The organism is Ktedonosporobacter rubrisoli (assembly GCF_004208415.1).
GTDB lineage: Bacteria > Chloroflexota > Ktedonobacteria > Ktedonobacterales > Ktedonobacteraceae > Ktedonosporobacter > Ktedonosporobacter rubrisoli.
The window spans coordinates 9,448,176-9,467,365 of sequence record NZ_CP035758.1; the positions used below are offsets into that span (position 1 = coordinate 9,448,176).

Consider the following 19,190-nt stretch of genomic DNA (forward strand, 5'->3'; position numbering starts at 1 on the left):
TCTGCTAGAGAGCTGAAGAAAGTTTGGGACATAGTATAGTCTCTATGAAGAGTATATATGCTTGTATTCTTTATCCTTGATCGTTATCCGGGCGCTTCCTTTTTTAAATGCAACCGTTTTTCTCGTCTCTTTAAGAGAGGAAAAATGAGCAGATAAGTGTCTTAAATATGTTACGTACCAAGGGGGAAACACATGGATAATCGTGGAGACTGGCATGCTGGGCCTGGCCGCGAAGGACAGGGGTATTATGGTGGAAGCAAGCTTCGCCCCAAAAGTTTTGTCAGGCGCAATCTATGGGCCATCATCAGCACCTGTCTGGTGGTTGTACTGCTGGGTGTACTCTATTTTGTGTTAAGTCGTCCAGCTCCAGCAACCAATGCTGTACAACAATCTTCTTCGCCTAAGTCTGGACTTGCAACGACAGTTCCTGGCACAGCGGCAGCCTCTGCACCAACGCAGGCCCCGACTCAGGCTGCCAGCGTGGCGCCTGGTACCGTGCTCTGTCAATATGATGCTACAAGCGGTTTTCAAAACTGGGTGAAATCTCCCCAATGGAAGCAGGTCAACGATGGTACGCTAGGCAGCGCTGGCACCGATGATGGCAATGGTGCCAATAGCTATATTACCTGGTCCGATTGTAAATTAGCTACTGGCAATTATGCGGTTGAGGCGCAGATCCAGATTGTGAGAAGTACCGATAATAATGGATATTATGAATCTGGGATTATGATACGTGGGGATGGCAATAGATCGGGGTATCAGGTGGGAGTGGGCGCTTACAATCAGTACTGTTCCCAACCTCCACTGGCCATGGTATCTCTGGTACAGGATGATAGAACTGGCGAAACTAGATGTTATAGCGGTGGTCTTGCACCTTTGCCAGGGGCTGGAGCCAGCCAGAATTATCAAGTAGACACAAATTTCCATACCTACCGCGCTGAGGTGACGGGCAACACGATCCGCCTCTTCATCGATGGGCGCAAGCTGCTGGAGACTACCGATAATACCTTTACAGACGCCGGGCAGGTCGGTTTGCGCGATGTCAATGCTGATCTCAATGTAAAGAGCTTCAAGGTGACTGCGCTCTAGAAGCGCTGCTGAAAATATATTGTCCCCTTAAGCTCTCTTATATAAAGGAAGAGATTGACGAGGCAGCTATATAGTTTTATGTGCTGCCTCGTCCTGGGCATATATTGAGGTAGAGAGAGCCGTTACAGGGCAATGCCGCTGGCCTCAATGGGCCTGGCTTTACCTATTCCTCGGAGACGGCGTAGTCTTTAATCTCCCTTTTCGACCGGACAGCCATTGCTGAAATTCAGGCTGTAAGGCTGGCAGCGTTGGCGAGGGAGGCTATGCTGGCGACATCAACGCTAACTGGCACATATCTGGGGGTGGGCTCTTCTTCGGTTCCCCTCAGCCGCACTATGGCACGGCGTATGCCTTCCGACAGCGAAACTTCAGGCTTCCAGGCGAGAGCCATCATAGCTCGCGTATTGTCCATAATCACCGAAGTGCCTGTCAGGGAGCCAGAAAGGTATACCGGCTCTAACTTGCTATCCATGTGCCTGGCAACCAGCTGATAGAGCTGGTTTAGTGAGTAGCCATGGCCGGAGCTAATATGGAAGGTCTGGTTGTGGCCACGCTTGAGCGCGCTTAGATTGGCCTGGACCACATCATCAATGAATATATGATCGCGTATCTGATCGCCAGTGCCATGAATAATCGGGCGCCTCTGCTGGGCCAACATATAGATAAAATAGCTTAGTGGATGGTGGAGCAAGATCGGATCGGTCTGATTGATTTCTCCATAGACGTCAGCGTAGCGCAGAATAGTATGCTTAAGCCCGTGTTGTTGGGTGTAGTAGCGCACATACCATTCGCCAGCGAGCTTGTTGATGTCAGTCGAGGTATCTGGGTGTAGAGGAGTCTCTTCAGTAACCTGAATTTGCCGGGTATCAGCTGACTGGTAGAGGGAATTGCCGCTAGAAGCGAAAATGAACTTGCTGACTGAAGCATTTACACAGCTATCCAGCAAGTTAAGCAGGCCGCGCACATGAATATCCGCATCTGATAGCGTCACTGAATGTGGAAGATTGGCTTGAGGTAAAGCCACGTGGTAGCTAACAACTTCAGGATGCTCGTGCTGCAAAATCGTCTGTAACTTGCTATCGCGCACATCGACATGGTAGAAACGAGCTCGTGGGTCAACGCTCTGATGTGAGCCAGAGAGGAGGTTATCAAGTACCAGCACATCGTGACCTGCATCGAGATAGGCCTTCGTTAGATGGGTTCCAATGAAACCAGCTCCCCCAGTAATAGCTATTTTCATGGCAATGAAAGTGTCCCTTCTCTAATGTATATAGTCTGCCTTGGCCGTTTAGTGGGAAGAAAGAGGCTTTCCCTTTTGCCTCATTTTTAGTGTATCCTCCTTCTGTATAGGTAAAGATGGATGCCGGTCTTGATATATCAGCGCTGGGGTTAGGAGAGAAGGGGGCTGTGACGCGAACGGGGGCATCGATAAGAGATGCCCCACGCTTCCCGCTTTCAGCAAACTGCATAGACATTGCTAGCCTAAGAGGGCAAAGCCGTGCCGCTCAACAGTTTATCTAGCGTAGATTTTTTGATGCGATAGGCCTGGCGTTTCCCCCGGTGGGGAAGCGTGATAGCCTCTAGCGCACCACTCTTGATCCAACGGCGTACGGTAGTATCGTCGACGCGTAAACGACGAGCAACTTCACGTACGGTTAACAGTTCATCTCCTGTATCTTCTGCCATAATATTATCTCCTGTACCACTTAAATGCTCTTGTGAAATGACATTAGTTGTACCTGACATGTGCTTCTCCTGTATTGATTAGAGACGTCACTACGGTATCATCTCCAGCAAAGTCTGAAGATGTGTTACACTGACAGTAGCTGTAGGAGCCCAACACATGGTACTCGATGGCTGTTCTAGTTGTGACTGTGCACCTCTAAGTATCTCAAGTTGCAACGAAAGAATATCACAACACTGCTTGCCAGTTAACTATACTATACATCTCGGCACAAACACAGTAAAATACAGCAGTAGTAAATGACATCCGCAGGATGCGCACTGTACCCAGAGCAGGTTGCTATGGCCCCAGGCGTCAGGTAGCTATTTGATTCGGCGCAAGCAGATACGATGGAACAAAACGAATTCGATTCATTCCAGCATTTCCGGTTTTGTCTCTCTAAGGCAGAAAGGATAAGTATGTCCATAATCAAGTTGGTTGTTAGTGACCTTCATCTGGCTGATAGTTCCTCTATGCTTGATGGCTTTGGTGAGAGGCAGCAATTGGCCTTTGAAGGTTTGGTGCGGGCTACATTTCCTGGTGGGCCATTAGATCAAACACAGGTTGAGCTGATCATTAATGGCGATTGCTTCGATTTTCTGGCAACACCACCCTTTACTTTTGCTAAAGAGGCAAGGCCTGCCCTGGCTGAGGAGAAAATTGCTAAAATAATTCAGGCCCACCCGGCCTTTTTTCAACTGCTGCGCGCTTTTGTTGAGGTACCAGGACGCCGGATAACTTTTATAATCGGTAATCATGATATCGAATTAGCCTTTGCCGCTGTAAGGGCGCGGGTATGTTCGGCGATTATTGGCGAAGCAGCGGATGCACGCATCTATTTCTGTCCTGATCGTTTTTATTATCCTTTGCCTGATGTCTATGTTGAGCATGGCAATTACTACGACTACTGGAACCACGTGCAGGAGGACCTATGGGATCTCACAGGGCGAGCTCTGGATACTGATCCACAGAGCGTTAGCTTTCCTATCGGCTCGCTCTATTATCTGCAGGTGCTGCGTATCATGAACGAGCGCTATGCTTATTTTGATCATTTTGAGCCGCCCATGAGTTATGTGCGCCAGGTAGCTTTACTTTGCCTGCTTAATCCTGCCCTGGTGGCTGAGATGGCGCAACGATCTCTGGCTATGCTGGAAGATGGAAGCCAGTCTCGGGTGCTTGCGCTCTGGCAAGAGGGCAATACAGTTCCTGCTCAGCTTTTTGAGGGTGCGATGCTGGATTTTGTGAAGTCTAGCGAGGGCATGTTCAGGCAGAAAAGCGACTTGATAGCTCCTGCCGAGAATGGACAATCAGCAGGAATTATGCAGGAATTTGCTCTGCTGCGGGACGCATTGATGCAACCTTTGGCGCAGGCCGTAGGGGTTATCTGTTCGAGCACGGTTTATGAAACTGGCGAGAGTGTGACGCGCGGAATGTGTGCAGTGCTTGAAGGTAATCCTGCTGTGCGCTATGCTATAGCTGGACATACGCATATGCCGCGTGCTGACACTATAGCTGACGGTAAGCAAGTTTACTTTAACACATCGAGCTGGGTTTCGCGGATCGCCCTACCGACCCAGGGAGAGGTTTCTACGGAGCAGCTTGCCTGGCTGAGGGCTCCTGATTGGAGCAATGTGCCGTTGCGCGATCTGACTTGCATGCGTTTTGCTTTGCTTACGGCCACAGAGGGCGGCGCAACCAGGGCTAGCCTCTGCGCCTGGGAAGGCGGGAGAGACGGCAGCTATCGTGAGCTAGCATAAGAGCACCTGGCGGTTTCTGGCGTGTGTGCGCTCAGTACTTCGCAGAGGCAAGCGAGGCAATAATTGCACTTGTTACCGGATCTACACTAGCGGTCTGTCAAGCCTGGCGTGAGGAGCGTAACAAGCGGAGATGCAAGGGGCGGCCGCCCCTTGACGGGGGTCTGGGGCCGTGCTCCAGCCTCTCTCCCCTCCTCGCCGCTGCAGGCGGGGAAAAACTTGCACACGGGGCTAGCTAGCAGTTTGATCAGGCTATAGGGTGGGATTAATCGTAAGAGAAGTAGGCATTAAAGATATGACACAAGAGACAAAACGAAAAAAACTAGTCCTGTTTGATGGACATGCCATCATCCATCGAGCATTCCATGCAGTACCGGATGATCTTTCTACAAGTTCTGGTGAACCGGTCAATGCTACCTTTGGCTTTACTTCGATGCTGATGAAAGCCCTGTTGGAAGAGAAGCCTGATTATGTTGCTATGACCTTCGATCGGCCGTCGCCAACGTTTCGTCATCAAGAATTTAGCCAGTACAAGGCCCATCGTCCTACTTTGCCCGACAATATGAAGCCGCAGTTTGGGCGTATTCGCGAGGTTGTGCAGGCCTTTGGTATCCAAATCTACGAGAAAGACGGTTTTGAGGCCGATGATATGCTTGGTACTCTCTCGGTGCAAGCATGTCAGCAGGGCGTTGACACGATCATCTATACCGGCGATATGGATACGCTGCAGCTGGTCAATGCCCATGTGCTGGTGAAGGTAGCCAAGCGAGGTATTTCCGAAGTTACGGAATATGACGAGAAAGAGGTAGAGGCGCGTTACGGCTTCACGCCGGAGAAGTTGCCTGACTTTAAAGGTCTGGTAGGTGACAAATCCGATAATATTCCGGGGGTACCAGGAATTGGTGAGAAGACAGCTACGCGCTTGCTGGCTACCTATGGCGACCTTGAAGGCATTCTAGCTCATGTGGGGGAGCTAAAGCCCAAAGAGCAAAGGCTACTCAGCGAGGGAACGGAGCAGGCTCGCCAGAGTAAACATTTAGCGACTATCGTTCTTGATGCGCCTGTTCAGCTTGATCTAGCCGCTTGTCGCCTCACCCATGTGAATAGTGATAAAGTGCTAGCTCTGTTTCGCCAGCTAGAGTTTCGCACGCAGGTAGAGCGTGTACTATCCCTGTTCCGCCAACTGGGAATTACTACTACAGTCGAGGATCTGCCCGAGCCAGAGCAAGTGCAAGACGTTAAAGCCGCAGCTACCGCAGTTCCTGATGAAGAAAATCCTCTGTTTGGGGAACCAATGGGGATGATGCCAATCATCACTCCACCTTTACCACCTGGTAGCGGTGCTCTTGCAAATGGAGAAAGCCATGAGCCGCTAGCTGTAGAAGCAGGGAGTCAGGCTGTAAGCCAGGCAGCGGTAGTAGCAGTGGCGCCGCTCGCTAGTGAGCCGGCGCAGCTAAGCCTGTTCGAGGCAGAGCAGAAGCCGCACGCAGAAGTCGTGAGGAAGCTGCAATTGCCAGGTTCGGGTGGAGCTGGTGCGCAGCTTTTTATGGAAGAGAAAACGGCAGCAACGACGAACACCATGATCATCAATGCAGAGGAGGCGCTGCGGGTCCTGGTTGCCAGTTTGCGCAAGGTCGGCCACTTCTCCCTTGATACTGAAACCACCTCCGAAGATGCGCGCACTGGCCAGTTAGTAGGCATCTCGCTCTCCATGGCGGCCGGCGAGGCATATTATATTCCTGTGGGCCATATCCAGACCCTCGATGGACAGATTCCACCTGCTCAGTTACCCCTGGCACATGTGCTGGATGTCATGCGTCCGGTTCTAGAGGATGAGCACATCCATAAATATATGCACAATGCCAAGTATGATATGGCCATGTTTGCGCGCCTGGGCATAAATATTGAGGGCTTGAACTTTGATACCATGCTTGGTGCGTATCTTGCTGAGCCAGGCCGGCGCGGGCTGGGTCTCAAGGATCAGGCCTTTCAGCGACTTGGCCAGGTAATGGTGCCGATTAGCGAATTAATTGGCACAGGCAGCAAGGCGATAAGTATGGCGCAGGTGGCAGTGCGCAAGGCTGCAGATTATGCCGGGGCCGATGCTGACATGACCTTGCGCCTGGTAGAGCCAATCAGGGCAGAGCTACAAAAACACAATCTGCTCACCCTGTATGAGCGCATTGAGCTCCCCCTGATCAAGGTGCTGATGCAGATGGAGATGTATGGTGTTGCTTTGGACGCCGATTTTCTGCGCGAGTTTGGCGCTAAGCTGGAGGAGCAGCTTGGAGAGCTGGAGCAGGCGATCTATGATTCCATAGATGGGCAGCGCTTCAATATTAATTCGACCAAGCAGCTAGGGGAGATCCTCTTTACTCAATTGAAGCTACCGGCTGGCAGAAAGAATAAGACTGGCTACTCGGTGAGCGCTGACGTTATCGAGAGCTTGCAGGGCAAGCATCCCATTATCGACAATCTGCTCGCCTATCGGCAGCTAAGCAAGCTGAAATCTACCTATGTGGATGGCCTGCTCACACTGATGGATCGTGGTACGGGACGAGTTTATACCTCGTTTAATCAGAACGTTGCCTCTAGCGGGCGTCTTTCGTCGAGCAATCCCAATCTGCAGAATATACCTGTGCGTACCGAGCTGGGCAGGCAGATACGCCGCGCATTTATTGCCGATCCTACATATCTCCTGCTCACCGCCGACTATTCTCAATTTGAGCTGCGTATCCTGGCTCACGTCACCAAAGAGCCGCGCCTGATCGAGGCTTTTACCAATGATGAAGATATTCATACGATTACCGCTTCTTCGCTCTTTAACGTTGCTCCCGAGGAGGTGAGCAAGGATCAACGGCGCCTGGCAAAGACTGTTGTCTATGCTGTGCTGTATGGGCAATCGGCCTTTGGTCTGGCTCAGATTACCGGTATGAGCAATCCAGATGCCGCAAGCTTTATTAAGCGCTACCACGAAACCTTTCCTGGGATCAAAGAGTACGTGGATCGAACGCTCAACCAGGCTCGCTTGCAGGGCTACGTGCATTCCATCTACGGGCGCAAGCGCTTTATCCCGGATATGCACGCACTTTCTTATAACGAGCGCCAGGCTCTTGAGCGTGAAGCTATCAATATGCCAATTCAGGGCTCCAACGCAGATCTCATCAAGAGTGCGATGCTGCGCCTGCAGCATGCGTTCGCCGAGAAGCGCATGAAGACGCGCATGATCTTACAGGTGCATGACGAGCTGGTCTTTGAGGTACCAGTTGAAGAGCTTGAGCGCACCAAGCGCTTGGTCAAGGCAGTTATGGAAGGCGTTGAGAAGCTGGATGTGCCGATTAAGGTGGAAATGAAGGTGGGCAAAAATTGGTTTGCGGCCGAGCCAATGATATAATGTAGCAACATACTATAGCAACTAATCTAGCATATCACGAACCCAATCGCGCACATGCGGTTGGGTTTGGTGAATATGTCTGGCTTGCCTGGCGACTATGGGCTGGTCGGCGGCTTGAGGAGCTTTGCTATGGAGTATGTGCTTGTTGGCTGTAGGATTTAGCTAGAGGAGCCTAATTGTGCAATTATCCAAACTCGTAAGCAATCTGCCCCCATATCATTTTGCCGGCGTGCAGAAAAAGCTGAATGAGCGTAAGGCGGCAGGTGTTGACGTAATCAGTCTTTCGACAGGAGATCCAGATCTGCCTGCCCCTGCCCAGGTAGTTGAGCGCCTGTGTAGCGCCATGCAGGACCCCGAAAATCATCGTTATCCGGAATATCGTGGTATGCGCGCCCTTCATGAAGCTATTGCGGCCTGGTTTGAGCGCCGTTTTGGCGTGCAATTGACTCCCGAGCGCGATATCTTACCCCTAATCGGCTCAAAAGAGGGCCTGGCTTATGCTGCCATGGCTGTGCTGAATGCCGGCGATGTAGCTCTGATTCCCGACCCATACTATCCCGTGTATATCACCGGAAGCACGAATGTTGGGGCCGAGCCATATATGCTACCGCTCCTGGAACAGGATAACTATTTGCCAGATCTTGAGAGCATTCCCCCCCATATCCTGAAGAAAGCACGCTTACTCTGGCTCAATTATCCCAATAATCCCACGGCTGGCTACGCAGATCGCGCCTTTTTTGAGCATGTCGTTGAGTTTGCACGACGTCATAATATAGTTATTGTCCATGATATGGCCTATGCAGAGGTTTACTTCGACGATTTCCGCCCGATGAGTATTCTAGAAGTAGAGGGGGCAAATGAAGTTGCGGTAGAGCTGCATTCGCTGAGCAAGACCTATAATATGGCGGGATTTCGTATAGGCATGCTGGTAGGTAATCATGAGTTGGTTGATGCCATTGGCCGTTTAAAAAGCAATATTGACACGGGTATTTTTCGACCAATCCAGTATGCGGCTATTGAGGCTCTCAATCTGCCTGCCTCATGGATAGAGCAGCGCAACGTTATTTATCGGCGCAGGCGCGATCTGCTTTTGGAGGGCTGTAACGCGATAGGTATGCGCGCGGGTATATCCAGGGCGGGGCTCTATATATGGGCAGCCATACCGCAGGGCTTTACCTCGCGCGAATTTACTGACTGGCTTTTTGAGCAAACCGGCGTGCTGGTTGCGCCAGGCTCAAACTTTGGCCCGAGGGGCGAGGGCTATGTGCGCATTGCCATGACGTCTCCTGATGAGCGGATCGAGGCCGCTCTTGAGCGTATGAAAGCTGTAGTAGCAAAATAGGCTCAAGCGAAATGGTAGTCCAGGAGAGCATAACGATGTCTTCAAGAATACCTGGCATGGTAAGAAGGGAAGGAAGAGAGATACGGTGATCCTGGAGCAAGATGCCAATACATTAGATCACCTACTACCAGATGCCTGGATGCTTCAAATGAAGCTAGAAGATGGGGCCGATGTGCAGGCGGGACTCGACCATGAATGGTTGGTTACCAATGGGATCGGCGGTTATGCTTCAGGCTCAATTGTGGGGGCGACAACCCGTAGCTATCATGGCTTGCTGGTTGCGGCTTTGCGCCCTCCTGTGCAACGTATGGTACTGGTGACAAAGATTGACGAGGAAGTGATGCTACCCGGCGGCGAACTGCTCAAGCTGGGAGTGAATGAATATCTGGGAGGAACGCTTGATCCGCAGGGATATACCTACCTGAAATCGGTTTCTCTGGAAGGTGATATTCCTTGTTTTACTTATCATCTCAATAATCGCTTTAAGCTGGAAAAGCGTGTCTGGATGGAATATGGCCAGAATACTACCTATGTGCAATATGCGTTGCATGAGATGCTCGACGAGGAAGAAATTGGACAAAGCCTGGCGGATGTAGCTGAAGCAGCCTTGACGCTCAGGCTAATTCCCTTTTGCCTCTCGCGCGATTACCACGAAACGACGCAGGGATCACCTGGCTGGCGTTTTCTTGTGGAGAATGGAGGGAATCGTTGTCGGGTGCGGGCTTATGAAGGTGCTCCGGCTTATCATTTGCTTGCTCCGCCGGGGATGTCGTTTTCTCCGACCGATCTGTGGTACTGGCGCGTCTTTCACCGCCGCGAGCATGAGCGCGGCTTGCTGGATCACGAGGACGTCTATCAACCTGGCATATTTCAGACTCGTCTACAAGCAGGGATGCGGGTAACGCTAGTGCTGAGCGCTCAGGATCAGCCAAGCGCAGATCTGGGAAGCGAACACCATGAGGAGTGCGTGGCGCGTGCATTGTTACGCCATCAACTGCGCGTACGCCAGCTGCTGGCAGTAGCCGAACATTCGGGCAAAAATTTGGCTGAGCGTGATCCCGTTCTTGCCCGCCTGGTGATTGCCGCTGATCAGTTTGTTGCTGCACGTCCAGAAGCTGGAGAAATGCAGGAGAACTGGCCTCTGCAGCTTTCCCCGAAGCGCAAGACCATTATTGCCGGCTATCCCTGGTTCACCGATTGGGGCCGCGATAGTATGATCTCGCTGCCTGGTTTATTATTGGCTACGGGACGCTATAGTGAGGCGCGCGGCTTGCTCAAGGCTTTTGCCTCATATATGTATCAAGGGCTCATTCCAAATCGCTTTCCCGATAATGGCCAGGTGCCGGAATATAATACTGTAGATGCTACACTCTGGATGTTCCATGCGCTTGATCGTTACCTGAGGACCACAAGCGATTGGAAGCTACTCAAAGAATTATTTCCCGCTCTGCAGGAGAGTATCCAGTGGCACATACGCGGTACGCTCTATGGTATAGGGGTCGATCCTGAGGATGGGCTGCTGTGTGCAGGAGCTCCGGGAGTGCAATTGACCTGGATGGATGCCAGGGTTGATGATTGGGTGGTAACTCCCAGACGGGGCAAGCCTGTCGAGGTGAATGCGCTCTGGTACTACGCGCTCACAGCAATGGAGTCCTGGGCTATCCGTCTATCCACGGATGCTACCTTGTATAGCCAGTTGCGGACGCAGGTTCGCCAGCACTTTGCCTCGCGTTTCTGGTATGAAGCTGGTGGCTATCTCTATGATGTTGTTGATGTGGATGCTGTGGCCGGGCGCAATGATGCATCGCTGCGTCCCAATCAACTATTTGCCATCTCGTTGACGCGGGATCTGCTCTCGGAGGCCCAGAGTGCCGGCATACTCAAGCTGGTCAGTGAGCAATTGCTTACCCCGCCAGGCTTGCGCTCGTTGAGCCCTACAGATCCAGTTTACCATAGGTACTTTAACGGAGATCGCCGTCAGCGCGACGGAGCCTATCATCAAGGAGCTGTCTGGCCCTGGCTGATTGGTCCTTATATCGATGCGCATTTGTTGCTGAATAATGATAGGACGACCTTGCGGCCACTACTTCAGCCCTTGCTATTGCAGCTCTGGGAAGCTTGCCTTGGCACAATCAGTGAGGTGGCAGAGCCAGAAGCGCCGTTTGCTCCGGCTGGCTGTTTCGCCCAGGCCTGGAGCGTTGCTGAGCTGTTACGCTGCTGGCGATTGGTCAATGTATAGGGAGATGCCAATTCGTGCGGGAGCATTTCATGTTCTTCTAATATTGAGATTATAAACTAACGAATATCGGATTGGTTGTTGTGCTAGCTACAGGAGTCGTGGTGAGGTACAACAATCAATACGATGCATCTTGAGAGAGATGCAAGAGGAGACGGACACGATCATGCGAATCCTGGTAGTAGAGGATGATCCACGGCTGGGTCCCAGCCTAAAAAAAGGGCTGGAAGGGGATCACTATGCGGTTGACCTGGTGGCAGATGGGGAAGATGCGTTATTGATGGCGGCATCAACTGCCTATGACCTGGTAATCATAGATATACTTCTCCCCAGCCTTAACGGCTTTGAGGTTTGCAAGAGGCTACGTGAAGAGGGGAAGTCTATGCCGATCTTACTGTTGACGGCATTAGGTGAAGTGGATGATCGCGTCAGAGGTTTGGATTTGGGCGCAGACGATTACCTGGTCAAGCCTTTTGCTTTTAGCGAGCTAGAAGCGCGAATGCGGGCTTTGTTGCGGCGGGGTAATCAGGTAATTCCCTCTATACTCCAGTTTATGGACATCACATTGGACACGCGCACCCATGAAGTGAAGCGGGGAGAGCGCGTTATTCCCCTGGTTAATAAAGAATATGCTCTGCTAGAATTCCTAATGCGTCATCCTCACCAGGTCCTGAGCCGCTCGATGATCGCAGAGCATGTATGGGACGGCGATACAGAACATCTTTCAAATGTTATCGACGTCTATATTCGTTATCTCCGTCGTAAGCTATGTCACTATCATGAGCCTGATGTAATCTACACTGTACGTGGGTCTGGTTATCAACTCAAGGAACCCATTTAATGCTTCAACGCTTATTGCGGATGCGGTCGATCTCGCCGCCTGGTATTCGCGTGCAATTAGCTTTATGGTACACGATAGTCTCTGCAGGGCTATTGCTCATTTTTAGTATAGCTTTTTATACTACGCTGCAGAACATGCTGGCCTCAAGTTTTGATACCGAATTGAAGATGCGCGCTCAGCAGGCGGCTGATGCTGTGACGTTTAAAAATGGTCACCTGACCGTCTATAATATTATGGATGAGGTACGGGAGCTGGATGCCAACGCGGTTATCCTGGAAGGTACCGATGACGCCGATGATCAGGTGGACACTGATCATTCGATGCTACAATATATCCCGCATCACGATACTCCTATTTTCGTCAAGATATTTGATACTCAAGGAAAGATACTTTACCAGACTTCTACTTTCAAGGGACTGAAAACTCCTACTGAGAGCCTTGATTTACCCTTACATGGCGCTCCCTGGCAAGGGACGGCGAATGATCCAAAGGGGCAGCCGATTCGGGTGTATAGCACGATGCTGGTGAGTCAGAATCATATTGTTGGGGTCGTGCAGATTGGACAATCGCTGGCTCCGTTAGATGATATGTTACGTCGTATCCTGATAGGCTTTCTGATAATTTGCCCTCTCATTCTTCTCCTCAGCGCCTTTGGAAGCTATTGGCTGGCTGGACGCGCTTTCAGGCCGATTCAGCGCCTGGCCAACACGGCACGTGAGATTGGTGCGAAGGATTTGCATCAACGGGTGTCAGTGCCCCTGGCCCGTGATGAGGTGCGCGATCTTGCTGTGATCTTTAATCGCATGATCGAGCGCTTGGAGCGTGCTTTTGCGCAGCAGCGACGCTTTGTGGCCGATGCCTCGCATGAGTTGCGTACGCCTGTTGCAGTAATCCGTAACATGACCGAGGTGGCCCTGGCTCAGCCCGATGGGCAGGAAGATTATGGATTGGTGCTTCAGGAAGTAAACGCTGAATCGGAACGTCTGGGGCGCTTGATTAATGATCTATTGGCCCTGGCCCGCGCGGATGAGGGACATGTGAAGCTAGATCATGATCCTGTACGTTTGGACCTATTGACTGCCGATGTTGTGGCAAGTATGGAGACGCTGGCTACCGAGCGTAATATAGAAATATCTACACGTCGGCTTGATCCTGCTACCGTCCTTGGGGATGCCGCGCGGCTGATCCAGGTGATTATGAGCCTGGTTGATAATGCGCTCATCTATACAAATCGGGGAGGCCAGATTTTTCTCTCTGTCGAGACTTGCGGATCGCATGTCCATATTATTGTGCAAGATACAGGAATTGGGATTGCCAAAAAAGATCTCGATCATATCTTTGAGCGCTTCTATCGGGCCGACCCGGCACGTTCTAAAGCTGTAGGCGGTTCCGGTTTAGGTCTGGCCCTCGTTGAGTGGATGGTACATGCACATAAGGGCATTGTGACGGTTGAGAGCCAGCCGGGCAAAGGTTCAACATTTATTGTGACGCTGCCATCAACCGTAGCGAGCAAGGAAGAAGTCCTGGTGTCCTAGCCGATGCGGGCGATGATGACGCTTACGTTCCCTTCACCGCCTGCGTTATTGGCTTCTTCCACAAGAATATGAGCCAGCTCCTGCGGACTTACCTCTTGCGAGATGAGTTCTTGTAGCCGCTCGTCGCGTATCATATGCCAGAGCCCATCAGTGCAGAGCAAGATAAGATCGTCTGGCTCGACCTGCTGATGGAATAAGTCTATGTTTATCTGGTAGGAGCGCCCAAGGTAGCGATAGTGCTGATGCCGTTTGGCGCTGTCATATATTTCTTCGGGTTGCAGAAGATCGGCGGCAACCAGGTGAGCAGCCAGGGTATGATCATTGGTGATGCGCTCAAGACCTTTGCTTTTGCTGTAATGGTAAGCGCGGCTGTCCCCAATGCTGGCCACATAGAGCTCGTGCTTGTAGAGTAGGGCTGTGGTCAAGGTGCTGGCCATAGATGTATCGTAGTCTGCGTTGCAATGATAGATAACCTGGTTGGCCTGGCGAGCGGCATCGCGCAACCACTGTTCAAGGATCGTGTCAGGAGGGACAGCGCGTGCGGTCGTGCCTGTCTGGTGGGTTGAGGTCCGTGATGTGCTGCTACCGTGTCTTGGTGTGACATGCGAAGACGAGCGAGATGGCGTGGACAGAAGCGGGACCAGAATATCTGCAACCGTCTCTATTGCCAGGCGGCTTGCCTCGTGGCCACCTGCTGATTTACCCTCGGGTCCGCGCAGCCCATCGGAGACGGCCAGCAGGCTGAACGGGCGTGGAGGTGGTTCAAGATTGACACATAATCCCTGGATAACCAGAAGCATGTCCTCATTATCCTGTACGCGCCGCCCCTGGTCGCTGAGATAGCCAATCTGACATATGTCTGTGACAATCGGCGATGTTTCGTCGAGGCCATGGCCGCAGTGGCGACAGAAGCGGGAACTGCTTCTATTCTCGCGACCACAATTGCTACAGGGGTTTTCAGGTGTAACGGTACGGGCAATAACGTTTGCATTGCTCGTTGCGACTATGGTAGCTGCCAGCGTTGGGGCAGACCATATATCCTCCATAGCCAGAGCGTCGTTTATAGCACTGACGAAATCACTAGCAGTTTTATAGCGCTTGTGGGGATCGATATCTATGGCGCGCAGGAGCACCGTATCAATAGTCGGTGGCAGCGCGTGGTTTAACGTGCTGGGTCCTGGTAGCTCGGTAGCCCGGCTTCTAACGACGGCCTGAAAGGGAAGCAAGCCCGTAAATATCTGATAAGCCACAACGCCCATGGCATAGATGTCGCTAGCAGTTTCGGCCTTGCCCTGTTCTTGCTCAGGGGCAATATAATGCTCAGTCCCCAGGGACCAGCCGCGCTGCGTGAGGGCCTTCTCATTCTGCATTGCTCGCGCAATGCCAAAGTCGGCAAGCATAAGACGGCCGTCATCCTGATGGATAAGAAGATTGGAGGGCTTGATATCGCGGTGCACAATCTGCTGAGGGTGGGAATGCACCGCATCGATAGCGGCGGCAAGGTCTTCAAGATACTTCTGGGCCTGCTGGGTTGGTAGCGGGCGTTCTGCTTTGAGGAGCCCTTTGAGCGTGCCACCGGTAATAAGTGGCATGGCAAGATAGAGCAGGCTGCCATCCTGACCAAAATTGAGCACAGGAACAATATTTGGATGCCTTAGCTGATGAGCATAGCGAGCCTCGCGCCTGAAGCGCTCCACTGCCGTTGGCATATCCATGACATTATTAGCAAATGACAGGATTTTTAGCGCAACTTGCTCTATTTCAAAGGTATCGCTGGCTCGATAAACAGCCCCCATGCCTCCAAGCCCGATTAAGGTTTCAATTCGATAACGGCCCGCTACCACAGCCTCGGGGAGAAGGCACTGGCAGAAGGGATTGGTGCATTGTGTGCTCCCCGGAGGATAGTCGGTCTGGCATCGAGGGTTAGGACAACTCGGCATGGCCTCTCTCTTATCTTATCCAATAGATTTAGCTGTATGCTTTGATGGGTAGGGTTAGCATGCTCCTAATAGTGTACGAGGAATGACAGATACCTGTCAATACAAAAGGCTTGAATGAGACAGATTGTACCGATACTCTCGTCACTAGAGTAGCAGGAGTTTGCAGTTCTCCAGAATGGGATTGTGAAGGGGCGGCGCGAGCAAGCTAACGAAACCCTTGACCTGGGGCGTGGAGGCGACGTCGCGAGCGAGCGGATTTGGCCCCGATTGTTTCCTCCTGCTTGCCGCCGCCTGGCGACCCACAAAGCAGAACTGCAAAGCCCTAACTGGAGGAGTAAAAGGTTTGCTCCTCTTCAATGAGAGATGTATAATCAGTGATGATAGTGGAAAGGGTTATTATCTTCTATTCTTAGCCCTGCTAGATGCACTCAAAGGATAACGAGATATCATGCTACAAACCTTACCGTTAGTTTTGTTTATAATTATGACCGAGGTTTCCATCGGCTCGGTAAGCGTGCTGGTCTTTCTGGACTGGCGCCGTGAGGTCAAACGGGGTTTTCTGGTTTCCTACGCCCTGATCTATTTAGGCCTGGCGGGCCTCACCTATCTCTTCCAGCAAAATTTTTCGACTGCTGCTCTCTTGAATACCTATGCGCAACTTGATAAAACCTGGACCGGCTATCAAGCGTTGCCCTTGCTACTCTTTTTCCTACTCTTAATCCCTTACAATGTATTCCTTTGGTTAGACAAAGGAGCTGGTGTGGAGGAGAAGAAGGCTGTAACTGAGGAGGCGCAGGCTCCGGCGAAAAAGGCAGGCTCAACTCTGCGATTGTTGCGCCTGATTAGTGGTGTGGCAACGGTAGTGGCTGGGCTGGTGACGCTTTTCGTAATGGCAATGATCTATCGGCCCCTGGCGGCTGCGAATCTGGGAGGCATATTTACAGTTGCTAGTTTCTTTGCAGCAGCCTTTGCCCTGGGCGGTGTAATGACCGCGATGTGGCTTGGGCACTGGTATCTGGTCACTCCTGCTTTGTCTGGTCGACCCCTACAATTCGCGACTACAATCGTCCTGGTGGCTATCCTGGCACAGGTCATTTTTGCTGTCTCGGCCGGCCCGAGTACCGCTTACGCCAATAATGCTACGGCTCCTGTGACCAACTCAACAGCTGTCTCTACCACAGATCATGGAAAATCAAGCGTGGTGAAGCCGGCAGATGCACCCACGATAGCTCCTCCAATCAGCGCTGATGCCATGGGCTGGCTGCGCATTCTTGTTGGTTTTGCCATGCCCCTGGTTCTTGGCGGGTTAGCCTGGAAGCTGATTCGGGATCGTTCATTCCAGTCAGCTACAGGAATGCTCTACCTGGTTGTGGTGCTTTCTCTTGCGGGCGAGATTATGGCTCGTGGGTTATTCCTGTCTGGTTTATAGACGAAGGTATGATAGGCAAAAGGGGCAGGACAGATAGCGCTGCCCCTTTGCTATGTCCTTTGGCTTCAGGATAACTGTTGCCGACGAGCTAGTTCGCGTTCCTTTAGTTCGCGGCGCAGAATCTTGCCCGAGGCGTTTTTGGGGATGGTACCAATAATCTCAATAAGCTGAAATTTCTTATAGCCTGCAAGCTTTCCGTTACAATATGCAAGCAATTCATCAGGAGTGATTGTCTGGCCGGGGCGTAGAACGACGAAGCCCTTGATCAATTCACCTGCCTCATCGTCAGCCACGCCGATCGCGGCGGCATCGATGACGGCTGGATGTTCTAGCAGCAAGGCTTCCAGCTCAGCAGGCGCGACGCTAAAGCCTTTGTGCTTAATCATTTCTTTCTTGCGATCCACGACGTGCAGATAACCTTCATCATCAATGTAGCCAATGTCTCCTGTAGAGAACCAGCCATCGCGTAAGACGCGCGCAGTTTCTTCGGGAGCCTTCCAATAGCCCTGCATAATCTGCGGACCACGCAGAATAATCTCGCCTACTTCACCAGCTGGCAGCTCGCGCTCATCTTCAAGCGCGACGATTTTCTGCTCAGTGTTATGTACAGGTAATCCCACAGTTTCCAGGCGGAAGAGGGCCGGGTCGGCTGGCTGGGCATGGGTGAGTGGCGAGGCCTCGGTCATGCCATATCCCTGGATAACATTGATACCCGTCTGCGTGGCGAGCTTGCGCGCCGGCTCGGGGGCCAGTGGGGCGGCTCCTGAGAGGATATATTTTACACTCTTCATCTTGCTGAGATCGACTGGAGCATTGGCGAGCGCCAGGATGATGGGAGGAACGCCGAAGTAGAGCGTTACGCTATGTCTCTCGCAGAGTTCCAAGGATTGCTGTAAGTCGAAGCGCTCCATCAAGACCTGCCTGCCGCCTGCCGCCAGCATACTACCCGTGAGCATTGCCCCATAGATATGATAGACGGGCAAGAAGATCAAGGCAATCTCTGTGGCATCTATGCCCCATGCCGAGAGGAATTGTAGGTGATTCGCTATGAGATTGCGATGAGTAAGCATGGTTCCCTTTGGCAGTCCGGTGGTTCCTGAAGAGTAAGGTAAGGCAAGCAGATCATCGCTGCCAACTTGCGTATGCTGAATATAACGAGGTGAAGATTGGCGTAAGAGATTGGCGTAAGGAAGGGCTTCGGGCAAACTTTCTACGCTACTTGCCCCAGTGACCAGGATGTGTTTTAGATGGGGCAAAGCTTTAGATCTTTTTACAAGCTGGATCAGAGGTGCCAGTTCTCGTTGTACTAGTAGCGCATCTGCTTCGGAGTTTTCCAACTGATAAGCGATTTCGCGCTCTTTGTAGGTGGGGTTCATGGGAGTGATAACAATCCCAAGCGAGGCAGCAGCTATAAAAGTGATGATATATTCAGGGCGATTTGCCATAAATAGGCAGAGACGATCCCCTTTTTGAAGCCCCAAATCGTGCAGGCCGTTAGCGATACTGTTGACCATAGACACAACCTCTCGATAGGTAAAGCGGAGGTTATGATAAATGATAGCTATGCGATCGGGATTGTGCTTAGCCGCTGTGCGTAGAAGATGATCATAAGAAGCGTCAGGGAGATCCAAGGGTGGACGGAATAGCTCAGGTGCGACCATTTTTTCTAGCATAGATCAATATCCTTTCTGCTACAACTTAGAAGAAAGTTGTTAGGAGACTACAGAAGGTGCGTAGGATGGTGTGGGATATATCAAATGGTCCTATGTTAGGTAGCATACTCTAGTTCTAGTGCGAGGTCAAGTATAATCCAGGACGAGCACGGCTATTTACTTCCCGCGAGAAGCGGGGTCAAGGCGGCTGCAAACCCACTTGCCCAGCGCGGGGCACGCCGCGATCTAGCGGAG

The 19,190-nt window shown here is 51.7% G+C and carries 12 protein-coding genes; 8 read left to right on the top strand and 4 right to left on the bottom strand.

Features of this window, described 5'->3' with window-relative positions:
- Positions 1–192: 192 nt before the first annotated feature.
- Positions 193–1,089: a 3-keto-alpha-glucoside-1,2-lyase-like domain-containing protein gene (locus EPA93_RS40650; RefSeq protein WP_129893016.1), complete on the top strand. Its 897-nt coding sequence runs from the start codon at positions 193–195 to the stop codon at positions 1,087–1,089.
- Between the two features lie 226 nt (positions 1,090–1,315).
- On the opposite strand, the gene EPA93_RS40655 is transcribed toward EPA93_RS40650, so the two are convergent.
- Positions 1,316–2,329: an NAD-dependent epimerase/dehydratase family protein gene (locus tag EPA93_RS40655; RefSeq protein ID WP_129893017.1), complete on the bottom strand. Its 1,014-nt coding sequence runs from the start codon at positions 2,327–2,329 to the stop codon at positions 1,316–1,318.
- 242 nt (positions 2,330–2,571) lie between these two features.
- Entirely contained in the window at positions 2,572–2,835 is a 264-nt protein-coding gene (locus EPA93_RS40660; RefSeq protein ID WP_242527235.1) for a helix-turn-helix domain-containing protein, read from the bottom strand.
- Between the two features lie 396 nt (positions 2,836–3,231).
- Here EPA93_RS40660 and EPA93_RS40665 point away from each other — a divergent pair, with 396 nt between their 5' ends.
- The 6 genes from EPA93_RS40665 (at position 3,232) to EPA93_RS40690 (ending at position 13,914) form a co-directional block, all read left to right on the top strand.
- Positions 3,232–4,569: a metallophosphoesterase family protein gene (locus tag EPA93_RS40665; RefSeq protein WP_129893018.1), complete on the top strand. Its 1,338-nt coding sequence runs from the start codon at positions 3,232–3,234 to the stop codon at positions 4,567–4,569.
- Positions 4,570–4,861: 292 nt separating this feature from the next.
- Complete coding sequence (gene polA / locus EPA93_RS40670) at positions 4,862–7,960, top strand: DNA polymerase I (protein WP_129893019.1); 3,099 nt, start codon at positions 4,862–4,864, stop codon at positions 7,958–7,960.
- Positions 7,961–8,138: 178 nt separating this feature from the next.
- The gene (locus EPA93_RS40675; RefSeq protein WP_129893020.1) at positions 8,139–9,302 is read left to right on the top strand and encodes an LL-diaminopimelate aminotransferase; all 1,164 of its coding nucleotides are present in this window, start codon (positions 8,139–8,141) and stop codon (positions 9,300–9,302) included.
- A gap of 85 nt (positions 9,303–9,387) precedes the next feature.
- Positions 9,388–11,541 (top strand): amylo-alpha-1,6-glucosidase, encoded by a 2,154-nt coding sequence (locus EPA93_RS40680; RefSeq protein ID WP_129893021.1) that lies wholly within the window; start codon positions 9,388–9,390, stop codon positions 11,539–11,541.
- A 163-nt stretch (positions 11,542–11,704) separates the two neighbouring features.
- Positions 11,705–12,379: a response regulator transcription factor gene (locus EPA93_RS40685; RefSeq protein ID WP_129893022.1), complete on the top strand. Its 675-nt coding sequence runs from the start codon at positions 11,705–11,707 to the stop codon at positions 12,377–12,379.
- The gene (locus EPA93_RS40690) at positions 12,379–13,914 is read left to right on the top strand and encodes a sensor histidine kinase (RefSeq protein ID WP_129893023.1); all 1,536 of its coding nucleotides are present in this window, start codon (positions 12,379–12,381) and stop codon (positions 13,912–13,914) included. The genes EPA93_RS40685 and EPA93_RS40690 overlap by 1 nt, the downstream gene beginning before the upstream one ends.
- Here EPA93_RS40690 and EPA93_RS40695 read toward each other — a convergent pair.
- The gene (locus tag EPA93_RS40695) at positions 13,911–15,854 is read right to left on the bottom strand and encodes a protein kinase domain-containing protein (RefSeq protein WP_129893024.1); all 1,944 of its coding nucleotides are present in this window, start codon (positions 15,852–15,854) and stop codon (positions 13,911–13,913) included. The genes EPA93_RS40690 and EPA93_RS40695 overlap by 4 nt on opposite strands.
- Before the next feature lie 448 nt (positions 15,855–16,302).
- Between EPA93_RS40695 and EPA93_RS40700 the strand changes: the two genes are divergently transcribed.
- Positions 16,303–17,283: a DmsC/YnfH family molybdoenzyme membrane anchor subunit gene (locus EPA93_RS40700; protein WP_129893025.1), complete on the top strand. Its 981-nt coding sequence runs from the start codon at positions 16,303–16,305 to the stop codon at positions 17,281–17,283.
- A gap of 65 nt (positions 17,284–17,348) precedes the next feature.
- On the opposite strand, the gene EPA93_RS40705 is transcribed toward EPA93_RS40700, so the two are convergent.
- A complete protein-coding gene (locus tag EPA93_RS40705; protein WP_129893026.1) occupies positions 17,349–18,956 on the bottom strand; it encodes a class I adenylate-forming enzyme family protein in 1,608 nt (535 codons plus the stop codon).
- Positions 18,957–19,190: the final 234 nt, after the last annotated feature.

Excerpts from the sequence above, each read along its gene's own strand:
- EPA93_RS40650 (WP_129893016.1), top strand. The coding sequence starts at position 193 with ATGGATAATCGTGGAGACTGGCATGCTGGGCCTGGCCGCGAAGGACAG.
- EPA93_RS40685 (WP_129893022.1), top strand. The coding sequence starts at position 11,705 with ATGCGAATCCTGGTAGTAGAGGATGATCCACGGCTGGGTCCCAGCCTA.
- polA (WP_129893019.1), top strand. The coding sequence starts at position 4,862 with ATGACACAAGAGACAAAACGAAAAAAACTAGTCCTGTTTGATGGACAT.
- EPA93_RS40690 (WP_129893023.1), top strand. The coding sequence starts at position 12,379 with ATGCTTCAACGCTTATTGCGGATGCGGTCGATCTCGCCGCCTGGTATT.
- EPA93_RS40655 (WP_129893017.1), bottom strand. The coding sequence starts at position 2,329 with ATGAAAATAGCTATTACTGGGGGAGCTGGTTTCATTGGAACCCATCTA.
- EPA93_RS40695 (WP_129893024.1), bottom strand. The coding sequence starts at position 15,854 with ATGCCGAGTTGTCCTAACCCTCGATGCCAGACCGACTATCCTCCGGGG.
- EPA93_RS40665 (WP_129893018.1), top strand. The coding sequence starts at position 3,232 with ATGTCCATAATCAAGTTGGTTGTTAGTGACCTTCATCTGGCTGATAGT.
- EPA93_RS40705 (WP_129893026.1), bottom strand. The coding sequence starts at position 18,956 with ATGCTAGAAAAAATGGTCGCACCTGAGCTATTCCGTCCACCCTTGGAT.
- EPA93_RS40700 (WP_129893025.1), top strand. The coding sequence starts at position 16,303 with ATGCTACAAACCTTACCGTTAGTTTTGTTTATAATTATGACCGAGGTT.
- EPA93_RS40660 (WP_242527235.1), bottom strand. The coding sequence starts at position 2,835 with ATGTCAGGTACAACTAATGTCATTTCACAAGAGCATTTAAGTGGTACA.